20 protein-coding genes are annotated in these 26028 nt (G+C 72.7%); 9 read left to right on the top strand and 11 right to left on the bottom strand.

What is annotated here, in order from left to right:
- Positions 1–45 precede the first annotated feature (45 nt).
- Positions 46–4215 (bottom strand): NACHT domain-containing protein, encoded by a 4170-nt coding sequence (locus ACMCNN_RS17690; RefSeq protein WP_412741606.1) that lies wholly within the window; start codon positions 4213–4215, stop codon positions 46–48.
- A gap of 179 nt (positions 4216–4394) precedes the next feature.
- On the opposite strand from ACMCNN_RS17690, the gene ACMCNN_RS17695 reads away from it, so the two are divergent.
- Entirely contained in the window at positions 4395–5000 is a 606-nt protein-coding gene (locus ACMCNN_RS17695) for a hypothetical protein (RefSeq protein ID WP_412741607.1), read from the top strand.
- A 283-nt stretch (positions 5001–5283) separates the two neighbouring features.
- Here the strand turns inward: ACMCNN_RS17695 and ACMCNN_RS17700 are convergent, their stop codons facing one another.
- A complete protein-coding gene (locus ACMCNN_RS17700) occupies positions 5284–6099 on the bottom strand; it encodes a DUF4142 domain-containing protein (RefSeq protein ID WP_412741608.1) in 816 nt (271 codons plus the stop codon).
- Between the two features lie 147 nt (positions 6100–6246).
- Positions 6247–6693, bottom strand: a complete 447-nt coding sequence (locus ACMCNN_RS17705; protein WP_412741609.1) for a MarR family winged helix-turn-helix transcriptional regulator — start codon at positions 6691–6693, stop codon at positions 6247–6249.
- Between the two features lie 90 nt (positions 6694–6783).
- On the opposite strand from ACMCNN_RS17705, the gene ACMCNN_RS17710 reads away from it, so the two are divergent.
- From ACMCNN_RS17710 to ACMCNN_RS17720, 3 genes are all read left to right on the top strand, one after another.
- Positions 6784–7422: a maleylpyruvate isomerase family mycothiol-dependent enzyme gene (locus tag ACMCNN_RS17710; RefSeq protein WP_412741610.1), complete on the top strand. Its 639-nt coding sequence runs from the start codon at positions 6784–6786 to the stop codon at positions 7420–7422.
- A 110-nt stretch (positions 7423–7532) separates the two neighbouring features.
- Positions 7533–9302, top strand: coding sequence for a thiamine pyrophosphate-dependent enzyme (locus ACMCNN_RS17715; RefSeq protein WP_412741611.1), 1770 nt, complete (start codon positions 7533–7535; stop codon positions 9300–9302).
- Positions 9302–12313 (top strand): FAD-binding and (Fe-S)-binding domain-containing protein, encoded by a 3012-nt coding sequence (locus ACMCNN_RS17720; RefSeq protein ID WP_412741612.1) that lies wholly within the window; start codon positions 9302–9304, stop codon positions 12311–12313. The genes ACMCNN_RS17715 and ACMCNN_RS17720 overlap by 1 nt, the downstream gene beginning before the upstream one ends.
- Before the next feature lie 45 nt (positions 12314–12358).
- On the opposite strand, the gene ACMCNN_RS17725 is transcribed toward ACMCNN_RS17720, so the two are convergent.
- The 4 genes from ACMCNN_RS17725 to ACMCNN_RS17740 all read right to left on the bottom strand — a co-directional run bounded on the left by ACMCNN_RS17725 (position 12359) and on the right by ACMCNN_RS17740 (position 17906).
- The gene (locus ACMCNN_RS17725) at positions 12359–13036 is read right to left on the bottom strand and encodes a hypothetical protein (RefSeq protein ID WP_412741613.1); all 678 of its coding nucleotides are present in this window, start codon (positions 13034–13036) and stop codon (positions 12359–12361) included.
- Complete coding sequence (locus ACMCNN_RS17730; protein ID WP_412741614.1) at positions 13029–13538, bottom strand: SigE family RNA polymerase sigma factor; 510 nt, start codon at positions 13536–13538, stop codon at positions 13029–13031. The genes ACMCNN_RS17725 and ACMCNN_RS17730 overlap by 8 nt, the downstream gene beginning before the upstream one ends.
- Before the next feature lie 167 nt (positions 13539–13705).
- On the bottom strand, positions 13706–16672 hold the full coding sequence (locus ACMCNN_RS17735; protein WP_412741615.1) for a hypothetical protein: 2967 nt from the start codon (positions 16670–16672) through the stop codon (positions 13706–13708).
- A gap of 13 nt (positions 16673–16685) precedes the next feature.
- Positions 16686–17906, bottom strand: coding sequence for a glycosyltransferase (locus tag ACMCNN_RS17740; protein ID WP_412741616.1), 1221 nt, complete (start codon positions 17904–17906; stop codon positions 16686–16688).
- 224 nt (positions 17907–18130) lie between these two features.
- Between ACMCNN_RS17740 and ACMCNN_RS17745 the strand changes: the two genes are divergently transcribed.
- On the top strand, positions 18131–18772 hold the full coding sequence (locus ACMCNN_RS17745) for a cyclodehydratase (protein ID WP_412741617.1): 642 nt from the start codon (positions 18131–18133) through the stop codon (positions 18770–18772).
- Positions 18773–18809: 37 nt separating this feature from the next.
- Here ACMCNN_RS17745 and ACMCNN_RS17750 read toward each other — a convergent pair whose 3' ends face one another.
- On the bottom strand, positions 18810–20393 hold the full coding sequence (locus ACMCNN_RS17750) for a phospholipase D family protein (RefSeq protein ID WP_412741618.1): 1584 nt from the start codon (positions 20391–20393) through the stop codon (positions 18810–18812).
- A gap of 134 nt (positions 20394–20527) precedes the next feature.
- On the opposite strand from ACMCNN_RS17750, the gene ACMCNN_RS17755 reads away from it, so the two are divergent.
- The gene (locus ACMCNN_RS17755; RefSeq protein WP_412747204.1) at positions 20528–20989 is read left to right on the top strand and encodes an SRPBCC family protein; all 462 of its coding nucleotides are present in this window, start codon (positions 20528–20530) and stop codon (positions 20987–20989) included.
- 47 nt (positions 20990–21036) lie between these two features.
- On the opposite strand, the gene ACMCNN_RS17760 is transcribed toward ACMCNN_RS17755, so the two are convergent.
- Positions 21037–21951, bottom strand: coding sequence for an SDR family oxidoreductase (locus tag ACMCNN_RS17760; protein WP_412741619.1), 915 nt, complete (start codon positions 21949–21951; stop codon positions 21037–21039).
- A 120-nt stretch (positions 21952–22071) separates the two neighbouring features.
- On the opposite strand from ACMCNN_RS17760, the gene ACMCNN_RS17765 reads away from it, so the two are divergent.
- The 3 genes from ACMCNN_RS17765 (at position 22072) to ACMCNN_RS17775 (ending at position 24001) form a co-directional block, all read left to right on the top strand.
- The gene (locus tag ACMCNN_RS17765) at positions 22072–22644 is read left to right on the top strand and encodes a TetR family transcriptional regulator (protein ID WP_412741620.1); all 573 of its coding nucleotides are present in this window, start codon (positions 22072–22074) and stop codon (positions 22642–22644) included.
- A gap of 65 nt (positions 22645–22709) precedes the next feature.
- Positions 22710–23102 (top strand): PadR family transcriptional regulator, encoded by a 393-nt coding sequence (locus tag ACMCNN_RS17770; RefSeq protein ID WP_412741621.1) that lies wholly within the window; start codon positions 22710–22712, stop codon positions 23100–23102.
- A complete protein-coding gene (locus ACMCNN_RS17775) occupies positions 23099–24001 on the top strand; it encodes a permease prefix domain 1-containing protein (protein ID WP_412741622.1) in 903 nt (300 codons plus the stop codon). Before ACMCNN_RS17770 ends, ACMCNN_RS17775 begins: the two co-directional genes overlap by 4 nt.
- A 43-nt stretch (positions 24002–24044) precedes the next feature.
- Here the strand turns inward: ACMCNN_RS17775 and ACMCNN_RS17780 are convergent, their stop codons facing one another.
- The gene (locus ACMCNN_RS17780) at positions 24045–24461 is read right to left on the bottom strand and encodes a hypothetical protein (protein WP_412741623.1); all 417 of its coding nucleotides are present in this window, start codon (positions 24459–24461) and stop codon (positions 24045–24047) included.
- Between the two features lie 111 nt (positions 24462–24572).
- Positions 24573–25763 (bottom strand): serine hydrolase domain-containing protein, encoded by a 1191-nt coding sequence (locus tag ACMCNN_RS17785; protein WP_412741624.1) that lies wholly within the window; start codon positions 25761–25763, stop codon positions 24573–24575.
- Between the last annotated feature and the right edge of the window lie 265 nt (positions 25764–26028).

Raw genomic sequence — 26028 nt, forward strand, 5'->3', positions numbered from 1 at the left:
CGTGCATCGGCTCTCCGCACACCGCCCGAATGGGATCGTGCCGGCTCACCGTCGGGGTTTCTCCCACCGGCGGCTGAGCCGTTCCTGGAGCCGGAAGTGGCGGAACCGGTAGAAGGGGCCGGCCTCGCGGAGCACGCCGCGGTCGGCGGCGTCGGCCAGGAAGTGGACGAGGCGCCACGGCAGTCGCCCGGCCGCGGCCAGCACCACACGGGCCATCAGCCACTGCCCCCAGGTGGACTGCACCAGCGCGAAGGCCATGCACATGGCGGCGACGCCCAGACCGTCGCGATAGCTTCCGAGCAGCGCGTACGCCGCGACGACGGCACCGGCGAATCCCGCCGCCAGGCCCCACGCGCGTCTGCGTTCCCGGCGCAGGCCGGTGGCGAAGTCGTGCGTGGAAACAAACCGGGACACGGTCAGCGGCGGGGAGTCGCGCACTCCGAGGGAGGCCACCATCATCCCCACCCCGAAACCGAGGGGGAGAAGGACGGCCCCGCCGTCCATGGCGAGGGGCAGGCCGCACGCCAGTCCGAGCACCGATCCGGTCAGTAGTCGGCGTTGGGTCAGCGGCACCGCGCCCGGCAGCCGCCACCAGGCGAATTCGCGCGTACCCTGCTGATCCAGGACGGTGGCGAGGAAGGACAGCCAGCGCTCGGCCGCCCACAGCCACCGCCCGCTGCGCGGGTGATGCCGGTACGCGGCGGGGATGAACCTGTCGATCAGCCGGGACTCGATGGCCGCGGGCCGGTCGAACCGGGAGTGATCGAGCAGCTCGACCGGGTTGCTTCCCGCGTCGGCGTACACGGTGCGGGCCAGCGACACGAGCAGCGGTGTCGACAGTGCCCGGGCGAGGGAACCGCCCGGATGCTCGTGGATCTCGGTGAGCACCGGCTGCCACCGGTCCTGAACCGACGGCGGCAGTCCGCGCGTCATCCCCGCCACGATCTCCACCGCGGAGAACGGTTCCAGCTCGGCCGTCGGCAGCCGTCGCACCGGACTGGTGGCCTGCGGCCGGCTGGTCACCACGAGCGACAGGCCCCGTCTCGCCAGGTCCCAGATCTTGTACGCCGCGTCATGTCGCGACGCCTCCGGCATCTCGTCCAAGCCGTCGAGGATCGGCAGGATACGGCCCGATTCCACCAGCTCCCGCGCCCTCGCCGACGGGCCGAGGAACGGATAGCTCTCGACCAGTTGCCCGGCCACCCAGTCGACCAGATTGGACTCGCGGGGGTCCCACCGCGCGAGCCACAGGAACACCGGCACCGGATCGTCGGACGCCCGTACCTCGGCCAGGCCGAGCAGCATGCCGATCGCCACCGTGGTCTTGCCCGCACCGGGGCCGCCGAGGATCAACAGGTGCCGCCGCGGCAGCCGCTGGAACGCGTCCACGATGTCGGCGGTCGATCCGAACCTCCGGGATGCCGGCGGCTGTCGGCGGTCCCGCCCGCGGGCGGGCCATCGCACCTGCAGATGCTGCAGGTCCAGGTCGCGGGAGGCGGCCTCGGCGGACCACTGCCGGGTGACCGCTTCGGCCAGCATCGACAGCGCCCGCCGGGTGGATTCCGACGGGGCCGGTGTCCTCCGGCGCCGCGCGAGGACGACCATCACGAGGCCGGACAGGGCAACGGCACCGGCGACCAGGACACCGACCTCGGCCCATCGCACCTGAGCGGCGCGGGAGAGAGCCAACGCCGTGGCCGCGGCGACGAGCGGCACCACGCTCCGGAGCGGACCGTGGGTCAGGCGCCGGCTCCACGGGTTGTCGGTCTCCGGGGCGGGCATCTCCCCGATCTCCGCGAGGGCCGTCCGGACGGCCAGCCACTCCTCCCGCGGCACGTCGCGGTCCTCCACCATGGCCCACAGCGCGTCCGCGCCGGCGGCGTCGCCACGTTCGGTCAGCGCGACCGCGGCCTGCCGCCGCACCCGGGGCGGCACGGGCGCCGCGTCGGTGGCGGGCCGGGCCAGCTGGCGCAGCACCGTACGGCCGATCGGGTCGCCGCCGCCGTCGAGCGCGATCGCGGCGAGGCGGCGGACGTCCGCGGGCACCTGCGGCGCATCCCGCACCAGTTCGCGGAGCATGTCCCGGCCCGTGTCGTCGTGCAGCCGGTACAGCGCCGAGGCGGCCTCCAGCCGGTCCGCGGCCGGGGCCCGCCGGTCCGCGGCCACGGCGGCCAGCGCCCGCCGCCCGAGCGGACCGATCCGGCTCAGGTCGTCGACCTCGGCGGGCCGGCTCGGCCGGTCCGGGACGCGCCCGGTCCGGGCCGCGAGCCGTACGCCCGCCCACTGTCCGACGACCGAACGCTGCTCGGCCAGCTCCCGCAGTGCCGCCGTGCCCGCTTCGAAGCCGAGGTCGGCGAGTGCGTCGGCCACCGTCGCGCGCACCCAGACGCCCTCCGCCGGGTCGGCCGTCACCCGTTCGAGTCTCGCCCGGATCTCGTCGTCGGTGCCGAGGGCGGCCAGGACGGCCAGGCAGTCCGGTGCGCCCGTGTCGTCGGTCTGCAACGCCGCCAGCAGCGCGTCGACGGTGCGGCGCCGCAGCGCGGGCGCCACCGGTATGCCGTCGGCCACGATGAATCCCGCGGCCGACGGCGCGACGGCGATCAACCGTTCGACCAGCGGGTCGGCGGCCTCGCCGGAGCGGGCCAGCAGGAAGAGCGCGCGACTGCGGCGGGCCGGATCGAGCAGATCGGCCTGGCAGCCGTCCGGGTCGAACAGCGACAGGCGCGGGTCCGCGGCCAGGTATTCGGCGACGCTGTGGTGCACGAACTCGACGTTCGTACTGCGCACCGAGCACAGTCCACTGACGATGAGCTGGCTGCGTACCGTATTGACCCAGCCCGACTGCGGCCCGGCGGCGAGATCGGCCGGCGCCTTCGCGCGTACCCATTCGGTCGCCACCTCGATGAGCCGGCGGTCGTCGGCCCGGCACACCGCGGTGGCCATGACGGCCAGCAGGTCGTCGACGTGGTCGGCCAGCCATTCCGCCAGCGGGTCCTGGTCCGCGGCGGCCGGACGGCCGCGGCGCAGCAGGGCGATGAACTCCGCGTACAGCTCCGCCCGGCTGGTCGGCAGCCGCATGTCCCGGTCCGCCTCGTAGACGAGGGCGGTCATGGTGCACAGCAACGGCACCCGCACCAGGGGTTCGAGCCGGGCCGCGCGGATCCGGGACAGGAAGCGGGCGGCCTCCTCCCCCGGGTCGTAGAGCCCGCCGCCGGAGCGGACGGTGAACCAGCGCTCGGCGAACCGGCCGACGTCCTCGCGGGCGAACGGCCGCAGCTGGAACGCCTGCACCTCGCGCGCCGACAGGTCGCCGAGTTCCTCGACGCCCAGCGGGCGGGTGGCCACGATGATGCGGCTGCGGCCCCGGTCGGTGTCCAGGTGGGCGCCGAGCCGGCGCAGCACGGTGGCACGGCAGGCCGGGTCGGCCACCTCGTCGAGGCTGTCCACCAGCACGAGCCAGGAGGTGTGCGGGGTGGGCGGGCGGGTGAACGTGTCCCGGTCGACCGCCGGGATGTGCTGCCAGGTATCCGCGAGCGCGGCCGGCAGGTCGGCGCCGAGCAGGGCGCGGGCCTGCACGACCACGGGGACCACCGATCCGTACGGGGCGCGCCGCACAAGTGACCAGGCGCGGGCGGTCAGCCACCAGGAGCCGGCCTCCCAGACCAGGTGGGCGACCATGGTGGACTTGCCCACCCCGGGGCCGCCGGTCACCACGGCGTGCCGGGCGGTCCGTACCATCTGCGCGACAGTGAGGACCTGACCGCCGAGGCCGCGCCGGTCCGTCGTGGTGGCCTGCCGCTCCACGTGGATCAGCGGGGTGCTCGGCGGGGACAGCGACCCGAAGTCGTACCGGGGCTGCTCGGCCCGGCCGAGCTGCTCGGCGAGCAGCGCCCGTACCGGTTCGGGCAGGGTCTTGGGCGCGCGCCCGCGCAGGACCGCCGCGACCGTCAGCGACCCGAGGGCGGTCAGCCCCGCCCCCAACGCGATGGGGCCGAGGCGCTGCCGGTCCCACACCCACGACACCGCGAAGGCGGTGATCGACAGGGCGGAGAGGACCACCGCGAGCCGGAGCCAGCCGCGACCGCGCGGCCCGGGGGCCGACGGTCCCGCCCGCCGCAGCGACATCACCGACATTCCCAGCGACACCACGCTGGTCACGGCGCCCACGATGGAGCCGGCTTTGTCGCCGAGGTCGACCCAGGCTGGCGTGGTCACCGGGGAAGGCTATGCCGTCACCCCCGGCACCGGACAAGTCGATCATCCTGGCGTTGCCCCCTACGGGGTTTCGCGACCGGCCGCCTTGCCGGGTTCGCCTACCGTCGAAGCAGGACCAGCTTCCCGTTCGTGTCCCTGGGAGGTGCCACATGCGCACGTCGGTCGGAAAATCCATAGCTGTGGTCCTCTGCCTCGCACTCGCGGCCTGCGGCACTCCCGCGGCCGACCGGCCGGCGGCGCCGGTCGCCGCGGGACCGGGCACCGCCCGGAGCAACGCGCCGTCCGCGCCGGCGCTGGCCGCGGCGACCACCACCACTCCCTACTGCGGCATCACGTGGGGCAGCGGCGACAAGACCGCCGGCCCGTTGAGTACGGCGCCCCTGGTGAGCGTGCAGACCAGCCGGCAGGAATGCTGGGACCGGATCGTGTTCGAGTTCAACGGCACGGCGCAGGGGTACTCCGTGCGCTACAGCGACCAGGTGCCGACCGACGGCGAGGGCATCGACCTCGTCCCGTACACCGCGGGCGGCGCCCACCTGTGGGTGACCCTGCGCGCCCCGGCGTACGAGGCGGGTCACTCGTCGACGATCAACGCGCGCACCGGCGACCACACGGCCAACGTCCTGCGCTACGACACCCTGCGCGATGTGGTGTTCGGTGGCTCGTTCGAGGGCTACACGACCTTCGCGGCCGGCGTCCGGGCCCGCCTGCCGTTCCGGGTCGTCCTGCTCGCCGGGCCGGGCACACACAGCCGGATCGCGGTGGACATCGCGCACCGCTGGTAGCCATGGCCCGGCCCCGGCGGGCGCGGACGGCCGTCACTCGGCGTCGAGACGGTCGCTGTGCTCAGCTCGCGCTCGCGCAGGTCGATCGGGACGATCGCGACGCGGGGCACGCGCCGCCCCGGGAAACGGCGCCGGGGCAGCTCGCAGCGGCCGGGCTCGAGCACCCGGTCGAAGCGGCCGTCGACGCGCAGGCCACGGAATCCGCTGTGGACGATCATCTCGGGATGACGGCACCGGCCCGGCTCGGGCGATCGGGCCGGGCTGGTGGCGTGCGGGCCGGCGTTCAGCCGTCGTAGTACCGTCCGCGCCGCGACCGGTGGGTCTGGCGGCGGTTGCCGGCGAGCTGCCTGGTCGCGAACGCACCCGCGGCCAGCCCGCCGGCGAGCGCCAGCAACACCAGTGGCGTGTTCGTGCCGGACGACGGGCGTTGCTCGGGCGCCGACAGCACCTGAGCGGTGGCCGATGGCTGACCCGCGGCCGCCGAGGGTGGCGGCGCGGTGGGCAGGGAGCCGAAGTCGACGATGCCGCTGCTCTCCAGCAGGGTCATGTGCGTCATGACGAACTGGTTCGCCCGCTGGGCGAGCTTGCGTACGGTGTCGTTGCGGGTGCTCGCCCGGATCGTGGCGATCGCCGGGAAGATCTTGCCGTGCGCCGCCCGGAGCCGGTCGATGTAGATCTCGTCGAACTGGGTGCCGTCCGCCTCACGCATCTCGCCCAGCCACCCCTGCTGGTCGCTGTTCGGCGCGTCCGGCAGGACGATGCCCAGCTTCTGCGCGGCGTCCCGGGTGAGTTTGTCGAGCACGACGTGCTGGGCGGCGATGTTGCGGCCGATCTCCTTGATCCGTGGATCGGCCGACTTGTCCTGCGCCATCTCCCCGGCCGGGATCTCCCACAGTCCGGCAAGACGGACCTTGATCACGAAATCGCGGTCGGCGGCCGCGAGCGCGCCCGCGCCCCGGTCGGACAGGAGGTTGTTCGGGGGCACCGGAACGCCCGGTTCGGCGCGGCCCTTCTCCGGCAGGAGGAGGATGAGCGCGGCGGAGAGGATCGCTGTACCCCACAGGCGGCGCCACAGGTACAACGAGCTGGCAACGGCCACACGAACCTCCCAAGCTTGCGTGTCCGCCCCACCCGGCGGCGGGCCTGGGCGTCAGGTCCGTCATCGGGCACGTGGGCACATGCCGACACCAGGCAGTACGCAGCGCCGGGCGGATCGGATCATCCGGCGGCCGGAAGATTCTCGGAGTCATCGGTAGGGGTCGGTGATCTCGCGCAGGCGGGTCAGCGCACGCCGCAGGTGAGCCGCCGAGCGCGCACCCAGATGCCGGGTCCATTCGGCCTCCACCTCGGCCTCGGCCTGCCGGGCGACGGCGATCACGGCCTCGCCGCGCGGCGCGAACCGGACCAGCCGGGCGCGGGCGTCCGTGGGGTCGGCGATCCGGTGGACGTAGCCCCCGCGCTCCAGCTGGTCGACCAGGAAGCCGGCGGTCTGTTTGGTGACCTGCGCCTGCTCGGCCAGCTCGGTCAGGCGCGTACCGGCCGGGCCGATCCGCGCGGCCAGCCGCGCCTGGGCGATCGTGAGGTCGTCGAAGCCGGCGGCGGCCACGGCCTCCAGCACGCGGGTCTCCATGGCGCGGTGGGCGATGTAGCAGAGCAGACCCAGGTTGAGGCCGCCCTCCCGTGCGTCGTCCATGTCGGCAGCCCCCTTGACTTCAGTCAGTCTCTCTGACCATTATTAGTCAGAGAATCGTACCAAATATTGATCGGCGGCAGGGGTGCGGACATGGACCGCGACGAGGTGTGGCAGGCGATCGACGACGAGCGGCGCAGTCTCGCCGACCTGCTCGACGACCTGTCCGGGCCGGAGTGGGAAACGCCCTCGTTGTGCGCCGGCTGGCGGGTACGGGAGGTCGCGGCGCATCTCACGCTCGCCCACGCGGGGCCGTTGTCCGCGCTGGCGTGGCTGGTCCGGGCCCGTGGCGACTTCCACCGGATGATCCTCGACTCGGCCGTCCGGCAGGCCGAACTGCCCGTCGACCGGTTCGCGATCCTGCTGCGTGGCATGGTGGGCTCCCGCCGGAAGGCACCCGGCATCAGTCACCTCGAACCGCTCATCGACATCCTCGTGCACGGCCAGGACATCGCGATCCCGCTCGGCCGCACCCGGCCGATGCCGCTCGCGGCGGCGGCCGCCGCCGCCAACCGGGTCTGGCCCATGGGATGGCCGTTCCACGCGAGGCGGATCCTCAACGGACTGGAGCTCGTCGCCACCGACCACCCGTGGTCGGTCGGGCAGGGCCGGCGCGTCGAGGGCCCGATGGCGTCGCTGCTGCTCCTGATCACCGGCCGGCGAGCCGCGCTGCCGGCCCTGTCCGGGCCGGGGACCGCCGAGCTGGCGGCCCGGCTGGCCGAGGGGCACTGATCGTCCGCTCAGCCGGTTGATCCCCGATCCCCGCGCCGGGCATGGATGTGCCGCGCACGGGTACGGCAGGTGTGAGCCGATCGGACACCAGCCGAAGGGACCGACGCCGCATGGAAACGATCACCTCTGAGGTACTCGTCGCCCGCCTCGCCGACTGGGGTGTGGACACCGTCTTCGGCATACCCGGCGACGGCATCAACGGAATCATGGAGGGCCTTCGGCGCAATGCCGACCGGGTGCGCTTCGTCCTGGTGCACCACGAGGAGGCCGCGGCGTTCATGGCGACCGCGTACGCCAAGTCGACGGGGAAGATCGGCGTGTGCCTGGCGACGTCGGGGCCGGGCGGCATCCACCTCGCCAACGGCCTGTACGACGCGAAGCTCGACCACGCGCCGGTGCTGGCGATCACCGGCATGCAGGAGACCTCGGTGCTGGGCACCGGCTACCAGCAGGAGGTCGACCTGACCCGGCTGTTCGCCGACGTCAGCGTCTACAACCAGCTCGTGGTCAACCCGCAGCAGCTGCCGGCGCTGGTGGACGTGGCGATCCGGCACGCGTACGCGCGGCGCGGGGTGGCGCACCTGTGCGTGCCCAACGACATCCAGGTCGCCCCGGCCAGCGCGGACCCCTACCAGCACGTCGCTCCGGCCACACCGCCGAAGACCGCACCCGTGTACCTGCCCGGCACCGTCCGGCCCCGGGACATGGACGTGGCCCGCGCCGCCGAGGTGATCAACGACTCGGAGAAGGCCGCCATCCTGGTCGGGATCGGCGCCCGCGGCGCGGGTCCGCTGGTGGAACGGATGGCCGACACCATCGCCGCACCCGTGATCAAGACGCTGTCCGGCAAGATGGTGCTGGCCGACGACTCGCCGTACACCACGGGCGGCATCGGGCTGCTCGGCACCGCGCCCAGCGAGGATCTGATCGAGGACGTCGACACGCTGGTCATGCTGGGCACCAACTTCCCGTACACGAAGCATCTGCCGCAGCCGGGCAGGGTCAAGGTCGTCCAGGTGGAGATCGAGGAGACCAGGGCCGGGGTACGGCTGCCCACCGACGTCCCGCTCATCGGCGACGTCGGGGCCACCCTGGAGGCGCTGCTCCCCCGCCTGACCCGGCGCGCCGACCGGTCGCACCTGGAGAAGTACCAAAAGCGGATGCGCGACTGGAACGAGAAGATGCGGGCGCTGGAGAACGGCGAACGCGACCCGATCGCCCCGCAGTACCTGGCCGCCTGCCTGGACGACCTGGCCACCGACGACGCCGTGCTGTGCTGCGACTCCGGCACCATCGCCACCTGGGCCGCCCGGCACTGGCGCATCCGCGGTGACCGGGAGTTCTACCTGTCGGGCAACCTCGCGACGATGGCGCCCGGCCTGCCGTACTCGATCGCCGTCCAGCTCGCGTACCCCGGCCGGCAGGTCATCGCCTATCAGGGCGACGGCGGCTTCGCGATGCTGATGGCCGAGTTCCACACCGCCTGCCGGTACGGCCTGCCGATCACAGTGGTGATCAACAACAACAACTCGCTCGGGCAGATCCTGTGGGAGCAGATGGTCCTCGGCTACCCCGAGCACGGGGTGCGGTTCGGCGACCCGCACCCGGACTTCGCCGCCTGGGCGCGCGGCTGCGGCGGCTTCGCCGCCCGGGTCGAGAAGGCCGGCGACCTGCGTTCCGCCCTGGTCGAGGCGTTCACCCACCGCGGTCCCGCGCTGGTGGACGTGGCCGTCGACCCGAACGAACCGCCGATGCCCGGCAGGGTCGGCTACGAGCAGGCGAAGAAGTTCGCCCAGTCCTTCCTGCACGGCCAGCCGCACAAGGCGGCGATCGCCACCACCCTGTTCAAGGACAAGATCCAGCAGCTGAAGGGTGACTGATGACCACCCTTCTGCCGACCCCCCGAACCCGTTCCCCCTGGGCCGCCGGGGTCGATGCGGACGGCCTGGCGAAGGCGCTGCGGGGACGCGTCCGTGGTGGTGTGCGCTTCGACCGCGGCACCCGCGCCCTGTACGCCACGGACGCCTCCAACTACCGGCAGGTCCCGATCGGGGTGGTGGTGCCGCGCACCCTCGACGACGTGGTCGCCACCGTCGCGACGTGCCGCGAGTTCGGGGCGCCGGTGCTGTCCCGCGGCGGCGGCACCAGCCTCGCCGGCCAGTGCTGCAACGTCGCGGTGGTGCTGGACTTCTCGAAGCACCTCACCGCGGTCGAGTCCGTCGACGAACAGCGCCGGCTGGCGGTGGTCCAGCCGGGCCTCGTCCTCGACCAGCTCAACGCCGCCACCCGGCCGCACGGGCGGCTGGTGTTCGGGCCGAAACCCGCCACCCACAGCCACTGCACGATCGGCGGGATGCTCGGCAACAACTCGTGCGGCTCCACCGCCCAGTGGAGCGGCACCACCGCCGCGAACGTCACCCGTCTGGAGATCCTCACCTACGACGGCACCCGGATGTGGGTGGGCGAGACCTCCGACGAGGAGTACGAGCGGATCCTCGCCGCCGGCGGCCGGCCCGCCGAGATCCACCGCGCGGTCCGCGACCTGCGCGACCGCTACGCCGAACGGATCCGCGCCTTCCCCACCCTGCCCCGGCGCATCTCCGGCTACAACCTGCCGGCGCTGCTGCCGGAACACGGTTTCCATCTCGCCCGGGCGCTGGTGGGCACCGAGTCCACCTGCGTGACAGTCCTGCGCGCCGAGCTGCGGCTGCTGCCCGAGCCGAGGGCCCGCGCGCTGGTGCTGATGGCCTTCCCGGACATCGCCGCCGCGGGCGACGCGGTGCCCGCCATCAACGCGCACGAGCCGGTCGCTCTCGAAGGCCTCGACGACAAGCTGATCCGGTACGAGGGCGAGGAGCACATGCAGCCCGAGGCGCTGACGCTGCTGCCCGAGCCGACCAACCACACCGGCCGCGGCGCCGCCTGGCTGATGGCCGACTTCGGCGCCGACACCGTCGAGGAGGCCACCGACCGCATCCACCGGATGCTGGCCGATCTCGGCCACGACGAGGCGAAGGTCTTCGACGACCCGAAGCACCGCGAGCAGATGTGGACGGTCCGCGAGGCAGGGCTGGGCGCCACCGCCCGTACCCCCGGCGGCGGCCCCGACACGTGGCCCGGCTGGGAGGACTCGGCCGTCCCGCCGGAACGGCTCGGCGACTACCTGCGCGACTTCACCGCGCTGCTGCACCGCCACGGCTACGACGCGGCCAGCCTCTACGGCCACTTCGGCGACGGCTGCCTGCACACCTCGATCCCGTTCGACCTGGTCACCGCGGAGGGCGTGGCCGGCTTCCGGTCCTTCGTGGAGGCGGCCGCCGACCTCGTCTCCGGCTACGGCGGCTCCTACTCCGGCGAGCACGGCGACGGACAGGCCCGCGGCGAGCTGCTGACGAGAATGTACGGCGCCGAGGTGGTCCGGGCGTTCGAGGAGTTCAAGGCGATCTTCGACCCGGGCAACCGGATGAACCCCGGCAAGGTGGTCCACGCCCACCCGCTCGACGGTCAGCTGCGCCTCGGCGCCGACTACTCGCCCGCCGAACCTGCCACGTTCTTCCGCTACGGCGACGACGACGGCAGCTTCGCCCGGGCGGCCCTGCGCTGCGCCGGGGTGGGCGAGTGCCGCCGCCCGCACCCGGACAAGGGGGTGATGTGCCCCAGCTACCAGGTGACCCGCGACGAACAGCACTCCACCCGCGGCCGGGCCCGGCTGCTGTTCGAGATGCTGCGCGGCGAGACCGTCACCGGCGGCTGGCGCGAGCAGTCCGTCGCCGACGCCCTCGACCTGTGCCTCGCCTGCAAGGGCTGCAAACGTGACTGCCCGATGCACGTGGACATGGCCACGTACAAGGCCGAGTTCCTGGCCCACCACTACGGCGGGCGGATCCGCCCGCGGGCGCACTACTCGCTGGGCTGGCTGCCGGTGGCGGCGCGGCTGGTGCTGCCGGTCGCGCCGCTGGCCAACGCGGTCACCCACGCGCCCGTGGTGGGCGGGCTGGTCAAGCGGCTGGGCGGCATCGACCCGCGCCGGGACGTGCCGCGCTTCGCGCGGGCGAGCTTCCCGCGCTGGTTCCGCCACCGCACGCCGCGCGGCACCGGGGAACGCGGCACGGTCCTGCTGTGGCCGGACACGTTCACGACGTACCTGTCGCCGGGCATCGCGGCCGCGGCGGTGGGTGTGCTGGAGGCGGTCGGCTTCCGGGTGGTCCTGCCCCGTGAACCCGTGTGCTGCGGCCTGACCTGGATGTCCACCGGTCAGCTCGGCGTCGCCCGGCGGGTGCTGCGTCATACCGTCGGCGTGCTCGCGCCGTGGCTGCGGGCGGGCGTGCCGGTGCTGGGGCTGGAGCCGTCCTGCACTGCCGTGTTCCGCGGGGACGCGCTGGACCTGCTCGGCCACGACCAGGACGTGCTGCGGCTGCGCAAGCAGACCCGTACCCTCGCCGAGCTGCTCGTCGACGACCACGACATCGCGCTGCCCGACCTGCGGGCCGAGCAGGGCGGGCGGCCGCAGGCGATCAGCCAGACGCACTGCCACCACCACGCGGTCATCGGGTACGACGCCGACTCCGAACTCCAGCGCCGGATCGGCCTGGACGTCGAGCACCTCGCGTCCGGGTGCTGCGGACTCGCCGGCGACTTCGGCATGACCCCGGATCACCGCGACGTCTCGCTGGCCGTCGGGGAACAGGTGCTGCTGCCCGCCGTACGGGCGGCCGCGCCCGAGACGCTGATCCTCGCCGACGGGTTCTCCTGCCGTACCCAGATCGAGGAGGCCGGCAACGGCCGGCACGCGCTGCACCTGGCCGAGGTGGTCAACGCCGCGCTGCGCGGCCGCACCGCCGGCGAGCGCGCCGAGCGCACCCTGTCGGTACGGCCCGAGGCGCGCTCATGACCAGCAGGTCCCCGGCCCGCCAAAGGCCGGGGACCTGCGGTGCGGTCAGGACGCCGGGCTGTACTGCGCCTCTGTCACACCGACCCACACTCCCCAGCGCCGGACGCTGACGTCGAGCCACGGGCCGGTGCCGTCGGTCCGGCCGCTGTAGCGGGCGCCCTCGTCGTGCGCCGTCAGGCCGCAGTCGTGCAGTGTCTGCCCCAGCCCGCGGATCGCGTCGGTGGCCTGGTCGGCGTTCGCGTATTCGGAGACGCGGTACCGGGCCCGTGCGTTGCCCGCACCGGTGAAGATGCTGGTGAACTGCTGCTCGGGTGCCGTGACGCCGCCGGGCCATCCGCCGTTGCAGGCACCGGTCAGACCGGCCTGCGGCAGGGCGACGGCCTCGTCCGTCTGGTGCTCGGCGTCCGGGATGTAGGGCTTCCAGTGCAGTGCCGCGTCCTTCGGCAGGTCGGACGGCTTCAGGTTCCGCACCACACCGTCCGGCTCGAACGGGTTCTCGCCCTGCGGAGCCGCCCCGTCCGGGTCCGACGCCACGCTCGCACCGTGCGGGGCGGGTGCCGGATTCACCCACGAGCCGATGCCCACCGCCGCCGCGACGACCAGCACGGCGGCGGCCACACCGACCCCCTGCCGGGTCCGGCGGCGCTCGCCGCGAGCGCGTACGGCCTGTGCCGGCGCGAGCCGCACCGGGACACCGTCCAGCAGTTCCTCGACGTCAACCATTCGCGACAACCCCCTCGTCGTGTGTGTCCAGGATGGCGAGCTGCGCGCCGAGCAGCTTGCGGGCCCGGCTGAGCCTGGTCCGCACCGCACCGCTCGACGAACCGGTCTCCCACGCCACGTCCTCCACCGGCAGGTCGAGCAGGTGGTGCAGCACCACCGCCCGCCGCTGGTCGGGGCTCAGCTCGCGCAACGCCGCGATGAGAGCGACCCGGTCCTCGGACATCCCGGGCAGGTCCGGTTCAGGGCCGTGCCGCAACTGGGCGCGCAGCCGATTCCGGGTACGCCGCCAGGTGCTGATCGCCAGCCGGGACGCGACGGTACGCACCCACGGCAGCGGGTCTCCCTGCTGTGTGAGGCGGCCCCATCGCTGCCAGGCCCGCGCGTACGCCTCCTGCACCGCATCCTCGGCCTCGGCCAGGTCACCGGTCATCGCATAGACCGTGGCGACCAGCCGTTTCGCCGTGGCGGCGTAGAAGGCGTCGAACTCTGCTTCCGTCGACATTCCGGGCTCGGCTCCTGTTCCGTCCTGCTTCCTGTTCCTGCTCATAAGCACGCCCAGGGCGCCCGCAGTGTTACAGACGAAATCGAGCCCGCACGATGGACGTGGTCCCGCGTGCCGACGAAACCGATCAGACCCTCTGAATTCAGTCCTGTTGCCCGGCGCCGGTCCTACTGCCCGGGCGTGCCGAGTTCCCGCTCCTCCTGCGCCACCTTGCCGCCCAGCTCGGTGATGCCGTACGAGGCGATCAGCCGCCGGGCGGCGTCCACGTCGGCGGCGGCGTCCGCGCGGCGGCCCTGCAGGCGGCGTACCCGGCTCAGGTGCAGGTGGCTGACGGCCCGACCGCTCGGGTTGCCGATCTGCGTCTGCGTGTCGAGGCCCCGGACGTACCAGTCCTCCGCGCCGGCGAGTTCACCGCGCCGCTCCCACGCCTGGCCCAGGTGGTCGTACGCCGTGGCCAGCAGGTGGGTGTCGCCGATCCGCTTGGCGATGTCCACGGCGGCCCACAGGTCGTCGATCGCCGCGTCCGTGTCGCCCCACTGCACCTCGAGGTAGCCCAGGGTGGTGTGGACGGCGGCGAGTTCCTTGACGTCGCGGTGCCGCTCGCTGATCGCCCGTGCCCGGGCGAGGTGCTGCCGCGCGTCGTCCTCCCGGCCGAAGCGGGTCCAGGCGAGGTATCCCAGCTCGCGGTGGGCCGACGCCTCGACCTGGGGGTCGGTGTTGCGGGCCCGCGCGAGCGCCTCCTCGTAACGCCGCTCGACCGCCTCGTCCGAGGCACCCTGCTGGCGTTCGATCCAGCCGAGGCTGAGCAGGGCGCCGGCCCAACCGTCGGTCACGTCGTGCCGCCGGCACTCCTCGACGCACCGGGTCAGCAGTTCCCGGGCCTCGCCGAGGCGGCCGCGCGCGGAGGCGATGCGCCCCAGCCGGTAGACCGACAGCGTGACGATCGGCCAGAGACCGGCTGCGGTACCGCTGTCCCGGCTGTCCGCGAAGTGGGCGGCCGCCGCGTCGTACCGGTCCTGCAGGTCGGCGACCTCACCGAGCAGGAACGCGGCGCGGGCGTGACCGGCCGGATCACCGACCTGCCCGACGCGCCGCGCCTCCCGGTCGACGACGTCGGCGTATCCCCGGGTGATCAGCGCGGGACCGGCCCACCACAGCGCCTGCGACGCGGCCTCGACGTCGCCCGCCTCGGTCAGGTGGTGGATCTCCTCCAGGGCGGTTTCCGCGTCGGCCAGGTCGTCCGGCCGGGGCGGGCGGGGATCCGGTGCGTAGAAGCGGGCCGCCGCCCGGTGCAGGCGCGCGGCGGTGTCGGCGGACATCGCGCCCAGCACCGCCCGGCGGGCGGCCTCCGCCACCCGGACGGTGTCGCCGGCGGTGTCCAGTTCGACCAGGAAGCGCTGCGCCAGCAGGGGTACCGCCTGCGCCGTCGCATCACCCAGCCGGGGCAGGTCGGCCCGGCGGACCGGCCGCCGCAGCACGGCGAGGCGGTCCAGCGCCTGCCGCGCGTCCGGCGCCAGATGGGCCAGCGACTGGCTCATCAGCTCGTCCATGGCCGCTTCCACCTCCGTCGAGCGGAGAACCTGGTCCAGCGAGCGGTGACCGCGCACCACGACGTCGGCCACGGTGCGCAGCGCGGCGGGCATGCCGTCGTACTGTGCCGCCGCGCGGCGCAACAGCTGCTCGTCGGCCGCCTGCAGCCCGCAGGCCCGCAGCAGGTGCACCGCCGCCTCCTCGTCGAGCCCGCCGAGTTTGCGTTCCACGACCGTACCCAGCGGCACCTCGACCCCGCTCGGGTCGAAGCGCGGGAACACCTCGCTGGTCACCAGGACCTTCGCGGCGTTGACCCGGGTGAGGATCCGCAGCAGGACGGTCCGCAGCGCCTCGTCGCGGACCGTGCCGTCGGCGCCCAGCCACCGCTCGGCGCGGTGCAGCACGATCAGGTACCGCTTGCGGTTCAGTGCGGCCAGCAGCCGCCCGATGATCGCCGGCAGCGATTCGGGGTGGTGCCAGCGGCCCTCCAGCGCGCTGTCGCCCTGCTCGCTCAACATGGCGTGCAGCTGGCCGAGGAACACGCTGGCCGTGTCGCGCGCCTCTGTGCAGTCGATCCAGAGGACGTCGTCGAAGGACTCCCGGTGCTCGTCGACGGCCTTCGCCGCGACGAGCCGCTTACCCCAGCCGGGCGGTCCGGCGAGGAGGAAGAGTCGCTGGTGGCGGTCCGCGACGAACGCCGCCAGCTCGGCGCGCAGCTCCCGCCGGTCCAGGAAGATCCCCACGCCGGGTACGCCGTCGCGGCTGGGCAGTTCCGGCCCGGACGCCGAGGTGGCGGTGGCGCTGCCGTCGCGCCCGACGAGCTGCCGGACGCGGTCGGCGACGTAACGGAACGCGTCGGCCTGCCGGGTCGCGGGCTTCACGATCGAGGTGTGGCTGCCGCGTACCCGTCGGGTGCGGTTCATCGGCAGCCCGAGGCTCGCGCTCAGCGTGTCGACAACGAAATCCGAGGAGCCCAGGACGCCCCACGTCGGCAGGGACTCGCGATTCGGGCCGGGTTCGGAGCCGTCCAGCACCACCCGGGTCGTGAAGAACGTGTTGAGCTGGGTGACCAGGGCACCGTGCGCGACCAGGGCCCGGCCGTCCCTGGTCAGCCGGCCGGCCAGGCGCGGCACCCGCAACGACCCGGCCTGCGGCGTCGCCATCATGATCAGCCCGGACACGTACGGCGGGTGCCGGAACTCCCCGGACTCGATGAGGAACCGGACGGCCGCCTTGCACAGCAGGCCGCCCATGCTGTGCGCGACGAGAACGATCCGCTGGTACGTGCTCGCCTGCCGCAGGACGCCGGCCAGCACCTCGGCCTCGACCTCCAGGTCGACCGAGCGCCAGAACCTCACCCGTCCCCGCAGGGACACGTACTCGTAGATGCCGACGTCGACGTCGGGCAGCTCCTGGAAGATCAGGCGCGGGAACTCGCCCCACGTCGGACGGGTACCGTACCGGCGGCCGCCGAGGCCGTGGACGAACACCACCAGGGTCGCGCAGTCGCTCAGCCCCGCGTGCCGGTGGACGACCAGCGGTTCGTCGAGGAGCGCCCGGTCGGCGACCGGCTCCGCGTAGTCGTCCTGGATCAGGTCATGCATCGCGTCGTGGCGGCTATCGACCGTGCCACGCGGGCGCCGGGTCGCGGTGCGCGCCTGTGCGCCGGGGCACGATCCGGGCGTACGCGTCCAGGTGGGCGCGGGCGACCACCGGCCAGGCCGTGCGCAGGGCGAGGCGCTGCAGCGGCGCGCGCACCGCGGTACGGAACCCGTCGTCGTCGAGGATCCGGTCGACGAGCCGCGCGAGTTCCGCCGGCCGTCCGGGGTCGACGAGCAGTTCGTCGCACACCTCCGCCAGCTCCTGGAACTTGGGCCGCCGGGACGCGACCACGATCGCGCCCGCCCCGAGCGCCCGGTGCAGGATGCCGCTGACCGAGCGGGTGTCCTCGTCGTACACGCAGAACACCACGTCGGCGGCGGCCAGGGCCGCACTCATCACGGGCTCCGGCACCGGCTCGCGCGTCACCACCACCTGGTCGCCCACCCCCGCCCGGTGCGCCTTCTCGACACACGCGTCGAGGTACGCGAGCCCCTCGGCGCCGGACTCGCGCAGGTACCCGCCGACCCACAGCCGGGCTTCCGGACGTCGCTCGGCGATCACGGCGAACGCCTCGATGACCGCGTCGAGATTCTTGGAACGCCGCAGGTAGCCCGGCGCGACGAGCAGCGGGCGTCCGGGCGGGACCGGGGCGCGCTCGACCGCGTCCGGCCGCAGGTGCAGCGTCCCGTGCGGGATCGTCACCACCGCGCCGCCGGGCACCCCCTGCCGGAGGAGGGTCTGCCGCATCGACTGGTCGTGGTGCACGATGAGCAGCCCGGCCCGCTCGCCGATCGCCCGCTGGTGCGCCTCGATGCGCACGCCCTCCAGCGAGAACCCGCGGGACCATCCACAGCCGAGGTCGACACTGAGATCGGTGTGGACGGTGTGCATCGTGACCACGGTCGGCAGGTCCGCATCCGCCAGGGCGGTCAGCAGCCGGGGAAACCGTTCGTCGGCGCCGAAGATGCCGAACTCGTGCTGGATGTGGACGACGTCCGGCCGGGTCGCGGCCACGGCCGCGGCGATCCGCGCCGGGTAGCCGTCGCCGTCGACCGGCGCCGGAACCACGCGGACCCGGCCGTCGCGGCGCGGCTGCGCGCGGCTCGGCGTCACGACCGTGATCTCGACATCGCCGTCCTCGGCGAGGAGTGCGGCGATGAGGTAGCTCGTGTAGCTGGCGATACCGCAGTGATCCGGAGCGTGGGTCGACACGAACGTGATGCGTGTGGCCGTCACTGGGAGCCTCCTCGCCGACGACAGAGCGGAACAAGGCGCGCACGCAGAGTCTAGACAGGAGGCTGGAAGTCCCGCACGTAACGCGCTCTGCCGGGCGGCGGCGGGATCTGCGCCAATCCGCCCGGTTGTCGAATCCGAAGAATTCTCGTTCATTTACTTGTATGGATGTAATAGCTCCGTAATGCTGCGTCGAGAGGGTTCCCCCTTCCGGCAAGGAGGCCGTCATGCCCCACCCCTTCCGCATCCCCCTCGCCAGCTGTGTCCTCGGCGTCGTCGCGGCCCTCACCGTCAGCGCTCCCGCTTCCGCCGACCCGGTCGCCGTGACCTGGGACTGCCAGGCCCAACCGCCGGTCGGCGGGCCGCAGCAGCTCAACCTGGACACCCCGATCACCGGCTCCGCACCCGCGAGCGTCGCGACCGGGTCGGACTTCGAGATCGCCGCCGAGTCCGCCCCGTTGACGATCCCCACGTCGGCCGGCGGCAACACGATCCGCTACCTCAAGAACCTCCAGGTCAGAACGCCCGTGCCGGCCGGGACGGCGCTGCGCGGCGTGACACTGACGGGCGGCTCCAACCTCGGCACGGGCGTACCGTCGACATCCGTGGCCAACGGCGTGGTCACCCTCACCGTCCCCGGCCCGGTCACGGCCGGAGCCACCATCCAGCTCCCGACCATCCACCTCGCCGTCACCGCGACCGCCCCGGCCGGTGCCACGATCACCTCGACGGTGGCCGGCACCTCGTACGCGGATCCGGGTCTGACCTTCACCGCGAACGTGAAGATCCTCTTCGGCGGGATCGACGTCCCGGCGCGCTGCTACACCGCACCCAGCCCGGTGCTGACCAGCACCGCGGTCACCGAGTAGAGAGCGGAGCCGCCGGCGGACGCCCTCCGTCGGCGGCTCACCAGCCGGCGCGCCGGCGCAGCCCCCACGGTCTGCCGTCGGGGTCGTAGACGAGCCGGTACAACGGCATCGCCCACAGCCGGGTCCGGGCGGGCAGCCGCTCGGGCCGGTGCGGCCGCAGCCGGCCCGGCGGTCGCTCACCCACCCGCCCGCCGTCGTGCCAGGCCTGCAACGCGTCGGCGGCCTTGCGGACCACCTCGACCGCCTGGTGCGCATCGATCAGGTCGGCGTCGTCGCCGTCCGCGCGGTCCAGGTGCTCGCGCATGAGCCGCAGGCGCAGGTCCCTGGCGAACACTCGCGCGCCGTCGCCGCGGCCGCCGGGGTCGGCGGGTTCGCGCGGATCGAGCTCGGTGTCCAGAACCGCGCAGGACAGTTCACTGTCGTGCGACCACGACCGCCGGTTGAAGTTGTCGCTGCCGACACTCGACCAGACGTCGTCGACCACACACACCTTGGCGTGCACGTACACCGGCGTCCCCGCGTGGTTCTCCACATCGAACACGTGCACCCGGTCGGGCGCCGCGTCCCGGCACACCTGCACCGCCTCGACCCGTCCGACCTGGTTCGGCGGCAGCGCGAACCGTCCGTCCACGTCGGCGTGCCGGGGCACCACGACCACCAGATGCAGCGCGGGATTCCCGCGCAGCGCCGCGGCGAACAGGTCCGCCACCTCCCGCGACCACAGGTACTGGTCCTCGACGTAGATCAGCGACCGGGCGCGGCGCACGGCCTTGCCGTAGGCGCGGGCGATCGAGCGCTCCCCGTCCGGCGCGAACGGATACGGCGGGTGCTTGTTCGGGTACGTGCGCAGCACCTGCACCAGGTGCGGCCCGGCCGGCGGCGGATCCGGCGGCAGCGGCGGCAGCTCACCCACCTTGAGGTCGGCGCCCAGGATGCGATCCCGCAGGTACGCCAGCGGCCGGCGGGCGTCGAGGGTGGTCTTGTCCTGCCAGCGCTCCCGGAAACACTGGTCGAGGGCGCCGACGACAGGGCCGCGCAGCATCAGCTGGACGTCGTGCCACGGCGGGTGCGCACCGTACTGTGGCGCCATCTGTACGGCCTGCGGATCGCCGTGGTGCCCGGCGTCGTCGCGGCGGCTGTGGCACAGGTCGATGCCGCCCGCGAACGCGACGTCCCGGGCCGGATCGTCCGGGTGCCGCAGCACGATCAGCTTCTGGTGGTGCGACCCGCCGACGCGGACCCGCTGGTCGAGCAGCACCTCCCCACCGGCCCTCTCGATGTCCTCGCCGAGGTGGCGGTTCTCGTCCTCGCTGTACCGGAAGGCGTCCAGGTGCGAGCGCCAGACCAGGCCCTTGACGACGACCCCCCGCTCGGCGGCGGCCACCAGCAGTTCGCGGATCGTCGGCCCCGCGCCGGTCAGCCGCTGATCGGGGTCGCCCCGCCAGTCGGTGAAGAACAGGTAGTCGCCCGCCGACATCGCGGCGACCTCCTCGGCCAGGCGCGCGAAGTACGCGGATCCGTGGACGAGCAGCTCCACGTGGTTCCCCGCACACCACGCGGGCAGGCTCGCCGCCGGGTTCCCGCGTTCGCGGTCGGTGAGAAACCAGTCGTCGGTGCCCATGGGTGCACTCGTGCCCACTCGGCGCCGAAACCAACCCCGCGGTTCGCGGGTGGTTACCCCGCACACGGTTTGAGGGCGGCCGCTCGGGGCACCAACGACGCGACAGCGTTGACCGCAACAGGAAGGAATTCATGGTGAGCACCGTTACCGAGTCCGTTGACGTCGACGTGCCGGTACGCACTGCGTACAACCAGTGGACCCAGTTCGAGGACTTCCCCCAGTTCATGAGCGGGGTGGAGGAGATCCGCCAGCTCGACGAGACGACCACGCACTGGCGGACCAACATCGACGGCGTGAAGCGGGAGTTCGACGCGCGGATCACCGAGCAGCTGCCCGACGAGCGGGTGGCGTGGACCTCGGTGGAGGGCCGGCAGGCCGGTGTCGTCACCTTCCACCGCATCGACCCCACCCAGACCCGGGTGACGGTCCAGATGGACTTCGAGCCCGAGGGCGTCGTCGAACAGGCCGGCGACAAGCTGGGCTTCCTCGACCGGCAGGTCAAGGGCGACCTGAAGCGTTTCAAGGAGTTCATCGAGGGCCGCGGCGGCGTCGAGACCGGCGCGTGGCGTGGCGAGGTGGACCGCCCCCAGCCCTGACATTGCACACCGCGACGGCCGCCGGGGATCCCGGCGGCCGTCGCGTGCTAGACGCCCGTACGGAAATAGTGGCCCGCGTCCAGGTCGGCGATGAGGCGGGCATGGGTCGGGTGCCAGTCCAGCAGCTGCCGCGTGGACGCCGATGACGTCGGGTTGTCCAGTTGCACGAACGCCGCCAGGAACCCGAAGTACCCGCTGGCCTGCTCGGGGCTGATGCCGCGCACGGGTACGCCGAGGTTGCGCCCGATGGCCGCGGCGATGTCCGCGAACGGGACGCCCTCGTCGTCGACGGCGTGCAGGCGGGTGCCCGCGGGGGCGTTCTCGAGCGCGAGCCGGTAGAGGCGGGCGGCGTCGAGGGTGTGCACGGCCGGCCAGCGGTTGGCTCCGTCACCCACGTACGCGGCGTAGCCCCGGGCGCGGGCCATGGCGATGAGGCCAGGGATGAAGCCGTGGTAGTCGAGCGAGCTGTGCACGGTCGGTGTCAGCCGGATGACGGAGGACCGTACGCCGCGCTCCGCCAAATCGATCACGTAGTTCTCCGCGTCGATGCGGTAGCCGCCCGCGATCACGTCCCGCTCGGTGCCGGTGCGGCCGAGATCGCCCGAGCGGGCCAGCATGGCGGTGCCCGAGGTGCCGACGAGCGGTTTGCCCATACCGTCCAGCGCCCCGGCGATCGCCGTGATCGCCGCCAGGTCCGCGTCGGCCGCCCCCGCGAGATCCCCGGACTGCATGAGGTCGTGCCGGAACGCCAGGTGGATGACGCCGTCGGCGACGCCCGCCTCCTCGCGCAGCACGTCGAGGTCGCTCATGTCCCCGCGCCGTACCTGTCCACCGAGCTTCTCGATCGCGGCGGCGGCCGCGTCCGAGCGGGCCAGGCCGACCACCTGGTGCCCGGCGGTGAGCAGTTCCGGCAGCACCGCCGAGCCGAGGTGCCCCGAGGTACCGGTGACGAACACCCGCATGGTGATCCCTCCCAACGGACCATGTCATCTTGTGACATCACCCTACACCGCTGATGTCACCATGCGACATAGCCGGACGGACGATGATGTCGCTATGTGACATCAGCTAGGATCACGCGCATGGCACGCTGGCGACCCGGAGCGCGTGGCCGCCTGGAGGCGGCGGCCTTCGAACTGTTCACCGAGCGCGGCTTCGAGCAGACGACCGTCCTCGACATCGCCACCCGGGCCGGCCTGGACAAGCGCACCTTCTACCGGCTGTTCGGCGACAAGCGCGAAGTCCTCTTCGGCGGCGGCCGGGACCTGGAGGACCTGCTGGTGCGGTCCGTCGCCGACCACGCGGGCGCCGCCGACGATCCGCTCGGTGCCGTCGTGGCCGCTCTCGGCATCGCCGCCCGCGAGATCTTCGCCGACCGGCTGGACCTGGCCCGCAGCCGCCAGTCGATCATCGAGGGCAGTCCCGAACTGGAAGAACGGGAACTGCTGAAGATGGGCTCGCTGACGCGCGCTCTCACCGGAGCCCTCGGCGCCACGGGCGTGAGCCCGACCGCGGCGGCGCTGGCCGCCGGGTCGGGGGTCACCGTGCTGCGGGTCGCCTTCGCCCAGTGGGTAGCGCCCGGCAACGAGGCACCCCTGACCGACCTGATCGCCGCGACGGCCCACGAACTGCGTGCCGTCGCCACCCACCACTGACGGCCGGGCCTGCCGGTTGGTGGTCACCTTCCGCATCAAGTACTTGACCTGATACAGTACCTGCCGTGGTTGAGAACAATCGCGGCGACGTGCTCGGGGCCGACCTCCTGCGCGGCCACACCGACACGATCGTCCTGGCCCTGCTGCATCACGACGACAGCTACGGGTTCGAGATCTTCAAACGGATCCGGGACGCCACCGGCGGGCGGCACGAGATCAAGGAAGCAACCCTGTACGCGACCTACCGGCGGCTCACGAAGGACGGCCTCATCGAGGCCTACTGGGGCGACGAGAGCCAGGGCGGCCGCCGCAAGTACTACCGGATCACCGATGCCGGCCGTGCCGTGTACCGCCGCAACGTGGCGGCCTGGGCACTCACCCGCGACCTCATCGATTCCCTGCTCGACCTGGACCGGCCCGCCGGTCTCTCCGACGCGACACCAAGGCGGTCAACGTGACAACCATCCCCCACGACACCACGGGTGGCTCCGATCTGGATGTCCACCGGCTGCTCGACCAGGCGTTCGCGGGCGTCGAGATGACCACGGAGCAGCAGGATCTCAAGGAGGAGGTCCGTGCCAACCTGGTCGCCCGCGTCGCCGAGCTCCGGGCCGGCGGCCTGCCCGGCGGCCGGGCCGCGCAGCAGGCGGTGGAGGAACTGGGCGACGTCCGGGCGATCGTCGACGGCACCGAACCCGCCGGGCGCGCCGCGGCGACCGCGCCGTGGGGGCATCGGGTCCGGCCACGGCCCGCCTTCGTCCTCCGCACGGTCGCGCTGTCCGCGCTCGGCGCGGCGGGACTGGCCGTGCTGGCTCTCGCCGCCACGATCGTCGACGTACCCCTCGGCTTGGAGATCACCGCGGCGCTCGCCGTCGCGGTGACCGCCGGCGCGGTCACCGCCGACGCACTCCGGCAGGAGACGACAGGCAACCACCCGATGCCGACCCGCCGCGCCGCCGCGTACGGCGCCGGTGTGCTGCTGGGCACGGCCGGGCTGGGCGGCGGGTGGCTGTACCTGCGTGGCGCCGGCGCGGGTTGGCTGGTCGGCGGTGCGGTGCTGCTGCTGGCGGCCGTCGGCCTGGTGAGCTACCTGGGCGCCACGCAGACCAACCGGCACAAGCCCTGGGTGGTACGCATGCAGGAATCGCACGCGGCCGTCGGCGACCGGTTCACAGAGGACCCCTCGGCGGCCGCGCGATTCGGCATCTACACCGTCGTCACCTGGCTGCTGGCCATCTCCGGGTTCGTGGTGCTGACGCTGACCGTCGGATGGATCTGGTCGTGGCTCGCGGTCGTCGGCGGCATGGTGGTCATGATGCTCATGGTCGCGCGCATGCTGTTCGTCCCGCGGTCCTGACAGCCTCGCGGGTCGGGGCCGCGGCCGGGCGGCCCCCCACCCGCTACTGGATGGTGATCGGCACGAGCGCCAACTCGTCGAGCTCGGCGCCGTCGCGCCACACCAGGTCGACGAACCAGATGTTCCCCGGCTGGCTCGGCGACACCGAGGGGACGATGAAGTCGAGCTGGTTCGCCTTCGGGTCGATCGACGCCTGGAGATACAGCGACGGCGCGTGTCCCATGCCGGTCGAATGACCCATCCACAGCTCGATGGACCTGACCTGGTCGGCGTACGCGGTGTCGAAACACCACGAGATGTGAACGGTGGTACCCGGCGTGGCGACCGACGGTGAGATCTGCGTGTGGGTGAGAACGACGTCGCGCAGCGGCGGCGTGGCGGCGAACGCCTTGCCCGGGGCGAGGAGCCCCAGCAGCGTCGCGGCGATGAGCAGGGCGAAACCCTTCCGGACGCGATTCACGACAATCCCCCATTTCCTCGTGATGGGCGTGTGTGCCCCGCGTCCATCCTCTCGGGCGCGGATGGACAGCCCGCGAACGCCGTTTTACAAGGTTGGTCGCCTGTCGAGCGTTCAGTCGTCGATGGACTGATAGACCACGGTCCAGAAGTCCTGCGACCTCGGCAGCCTCTGGTCGCCGGCGTGCGCCCGCTGCAGGAACAGCATCGCCGTCAGATCCTCGGCGGGATCGTTGTACCAGGCGGTGCCGTAGTAGCCGGGCCATCCGTAGCTGCCCGCCGACGGGCCGAGGTGTGTGCGGCGGGTGCGGACCGACATCCCGAACCCCCAGCCCATGGCGTCGAAGTACCCCGGCCAGAACCCGGACACCGCCTTCTGCGCGGCAGTCAGCTGGTCACTGGTCATCAACGCCACCGACGCCCGCGACAGCACCCGCTCGCCGTGACGTGCACCGCCGGCGAGCAGTGCCGAGGCGAAGGCGAGGAAATCCTCGGGGGTCGAGACGAGCCCACTGCCGCCCGCCTCGAACGCCGGCGGACGGCTCCACCGCCCGTCGGGTCCGTCCTCCACGACCGGCTCGCCGGTGGCGGCGTTGTCGCGCTCGTACGCGGTCGCCAGACGACCGATTTTCCCGGCGCCCACGCTGAAGCCGGTGTCCCTCATCCCGAGTGGATCGCAGATCCGCTCGCGCAGCGCCTCCCCGAAGGACATGCCGGTGGCCCGGGCGATGAGCACGCCTGTCACGTTGGCAGCGGTGTGGTACATCCAGCGCTCGCCCGGCTGATGCACCAGTGGCAGCGCGCCGAGCCGGCGGATCCACTCGTCCGGCGACGGCTCGTCGAGTGCGTCCAGCGCGTCGGCGATCGGGATCGTTCCCGGCTCGGCCGGGACCGCGCCGGTGCCGAGGGTGTAGGTCAGCAGATCCCGCAGCGTGATCGCGCGCGCCGCCGCCACGGTGTCGTCCAGTGGCCCGTGGGGATCGGCGAGCACGGTCATGTCCGCCAGCTCCGGGAGCAGGTCGTCGACCGGGTCGTCCAAACGCAGGGTGCAGTCCTCGACGAGCGTCATCGCGCACGCGGCGACGATCGGCTTGCTCATCGACCCCAGGCGACAGATCGTGTCGGCGGCCATCGGCGTCCCCGATCCGGCGCCGTCGAATGCGAGACTGCCCGTCGCCTCGATGTGCACCTCGCCGTGGCGGGCCAGGACGGCGACGGCTCCCGGGACGAAGCCGGAGTCGACGTGACGTTCGAGCAGCTGTCGCACCCGAACCAGCCGTTTCGACGAGAAGCCGGCAGTCGTCACCTGTCCCTCCCCACCCTTCGCCCGTTCGCAAGCTACACGTTGCACGACGCTCGTGCGTTCCGCGAGGGCGTTGCGGAAGAGAACCCGTCCGGGTGGAAGCGCCTCGGATCCGGCGGGACCCTGCGGCCGCCGGATCCGAGGCGCGAGCCGGGCAGGACGTGGGGCTGACGCCCTGCCCGAGTCACCGGCGCGTATGTCGACACTAATCGAAGCGTCAGACCACTGTGGAGGGACAAAAATCACCACCGACGAGCGTCGGAGAGTG

It is taken from the genome of Krasilnikovia sp. MM14-A1004, from assembly GCF_047159485.1.
Lineage (GTDB): Bacteria > Actinomycetota > Actinomycetes > Mycobacteriales > Micromonosporaceae > Actinoplanes.

What these genes read in the sequence shown, in the direction of transcription:
- ACMCNN_RS17735 (WP_412741615.1), bottom strand. Translation starts at nt 16,672, where the DNA reads ATGCATGACCTGATCCAGGACGACTACGCGGAGCCGGTCGCCGACCGG.
- ACMCNN_RS17730 (WP_412741614.1), bottom strand. Translation starts at nt 13,538, where the DNA reads ATGTCGACGGAAGCAGAGTTCGACGCCTTCTACGCCGCCACGGCGAAA.
- ACMCNN_RS17720 (WP_412741612.1), top strand. Translation starts at nt 9,302, where the DNA reads ATGACCACCCTTCTGCCGACCCCCCGAACCCGTTCCCCCTGGGCCGCC.
- ACMCNN_RS17745 (WP_412741617.1), top strand. Translation starts at nt 18,131, where the DNA reads ATGCCCCACCCCTTCCGCATCCCCCTCGCCAGCTGTGTCCTCGGCGTC.
- ACMCNN_RS17725 (WP_412741613.1), bottom strand. Translation starts at nt 13,036, where the DNA reads ATGGTTGACGTCGAGGAACTGCTGGACGGTGTCCCGGTGCGGCTCGCG.
- ACMCNN_RS17715 (WP_412741611.1), top strand. Translation starts at nt 7,533, where the DNA reads ATGGAAACGATCACCTCTGAGGTACTCGTCGCCCGCCTCGCCGACTGG.
- ACMCNN_RS17710 (WP_412741610.1), top strand. Translation starts at nt 6,784, where the DNA reads ATGGACCGCGACGAGGTGTGGCAGGCGATCGACGACGAGCGGCGCAGT.
- ACMCNN_RS17760 (WP_412741619.1), bottom strand. Translation starts at nt 21,951, where the DNA reads ATGCGGGTGTTCGTCACCGGTACCTCGGGGCACCTCGGCTCGGCGGTG.
- ACMCNN_RS17765 (WP_412741620.1), top strand. Translation starts at nt 22,072, where the DNA reads ATGGCACGCTGGCGACCCGGAGCGCGTGGCCGCCTGGAGGCGGCGGCC.
- ACMCNN_RS17705 (WP_412741609.1), bottom strand. Translation starts at nt 6,693, where the DNA reads ATGGACGACGCACGGGAGGGCGGCCTCAACCTGGGTCTGCTCTGCTAC.
- ACMCNN_RS17750 (WP_412741618.1), bottom strand. Translation starts at nt 20,393, where the DNA reads ATGGGCACCGACGACTGGTTTCTCACCGACCGCGAACGCGGGAACCCG.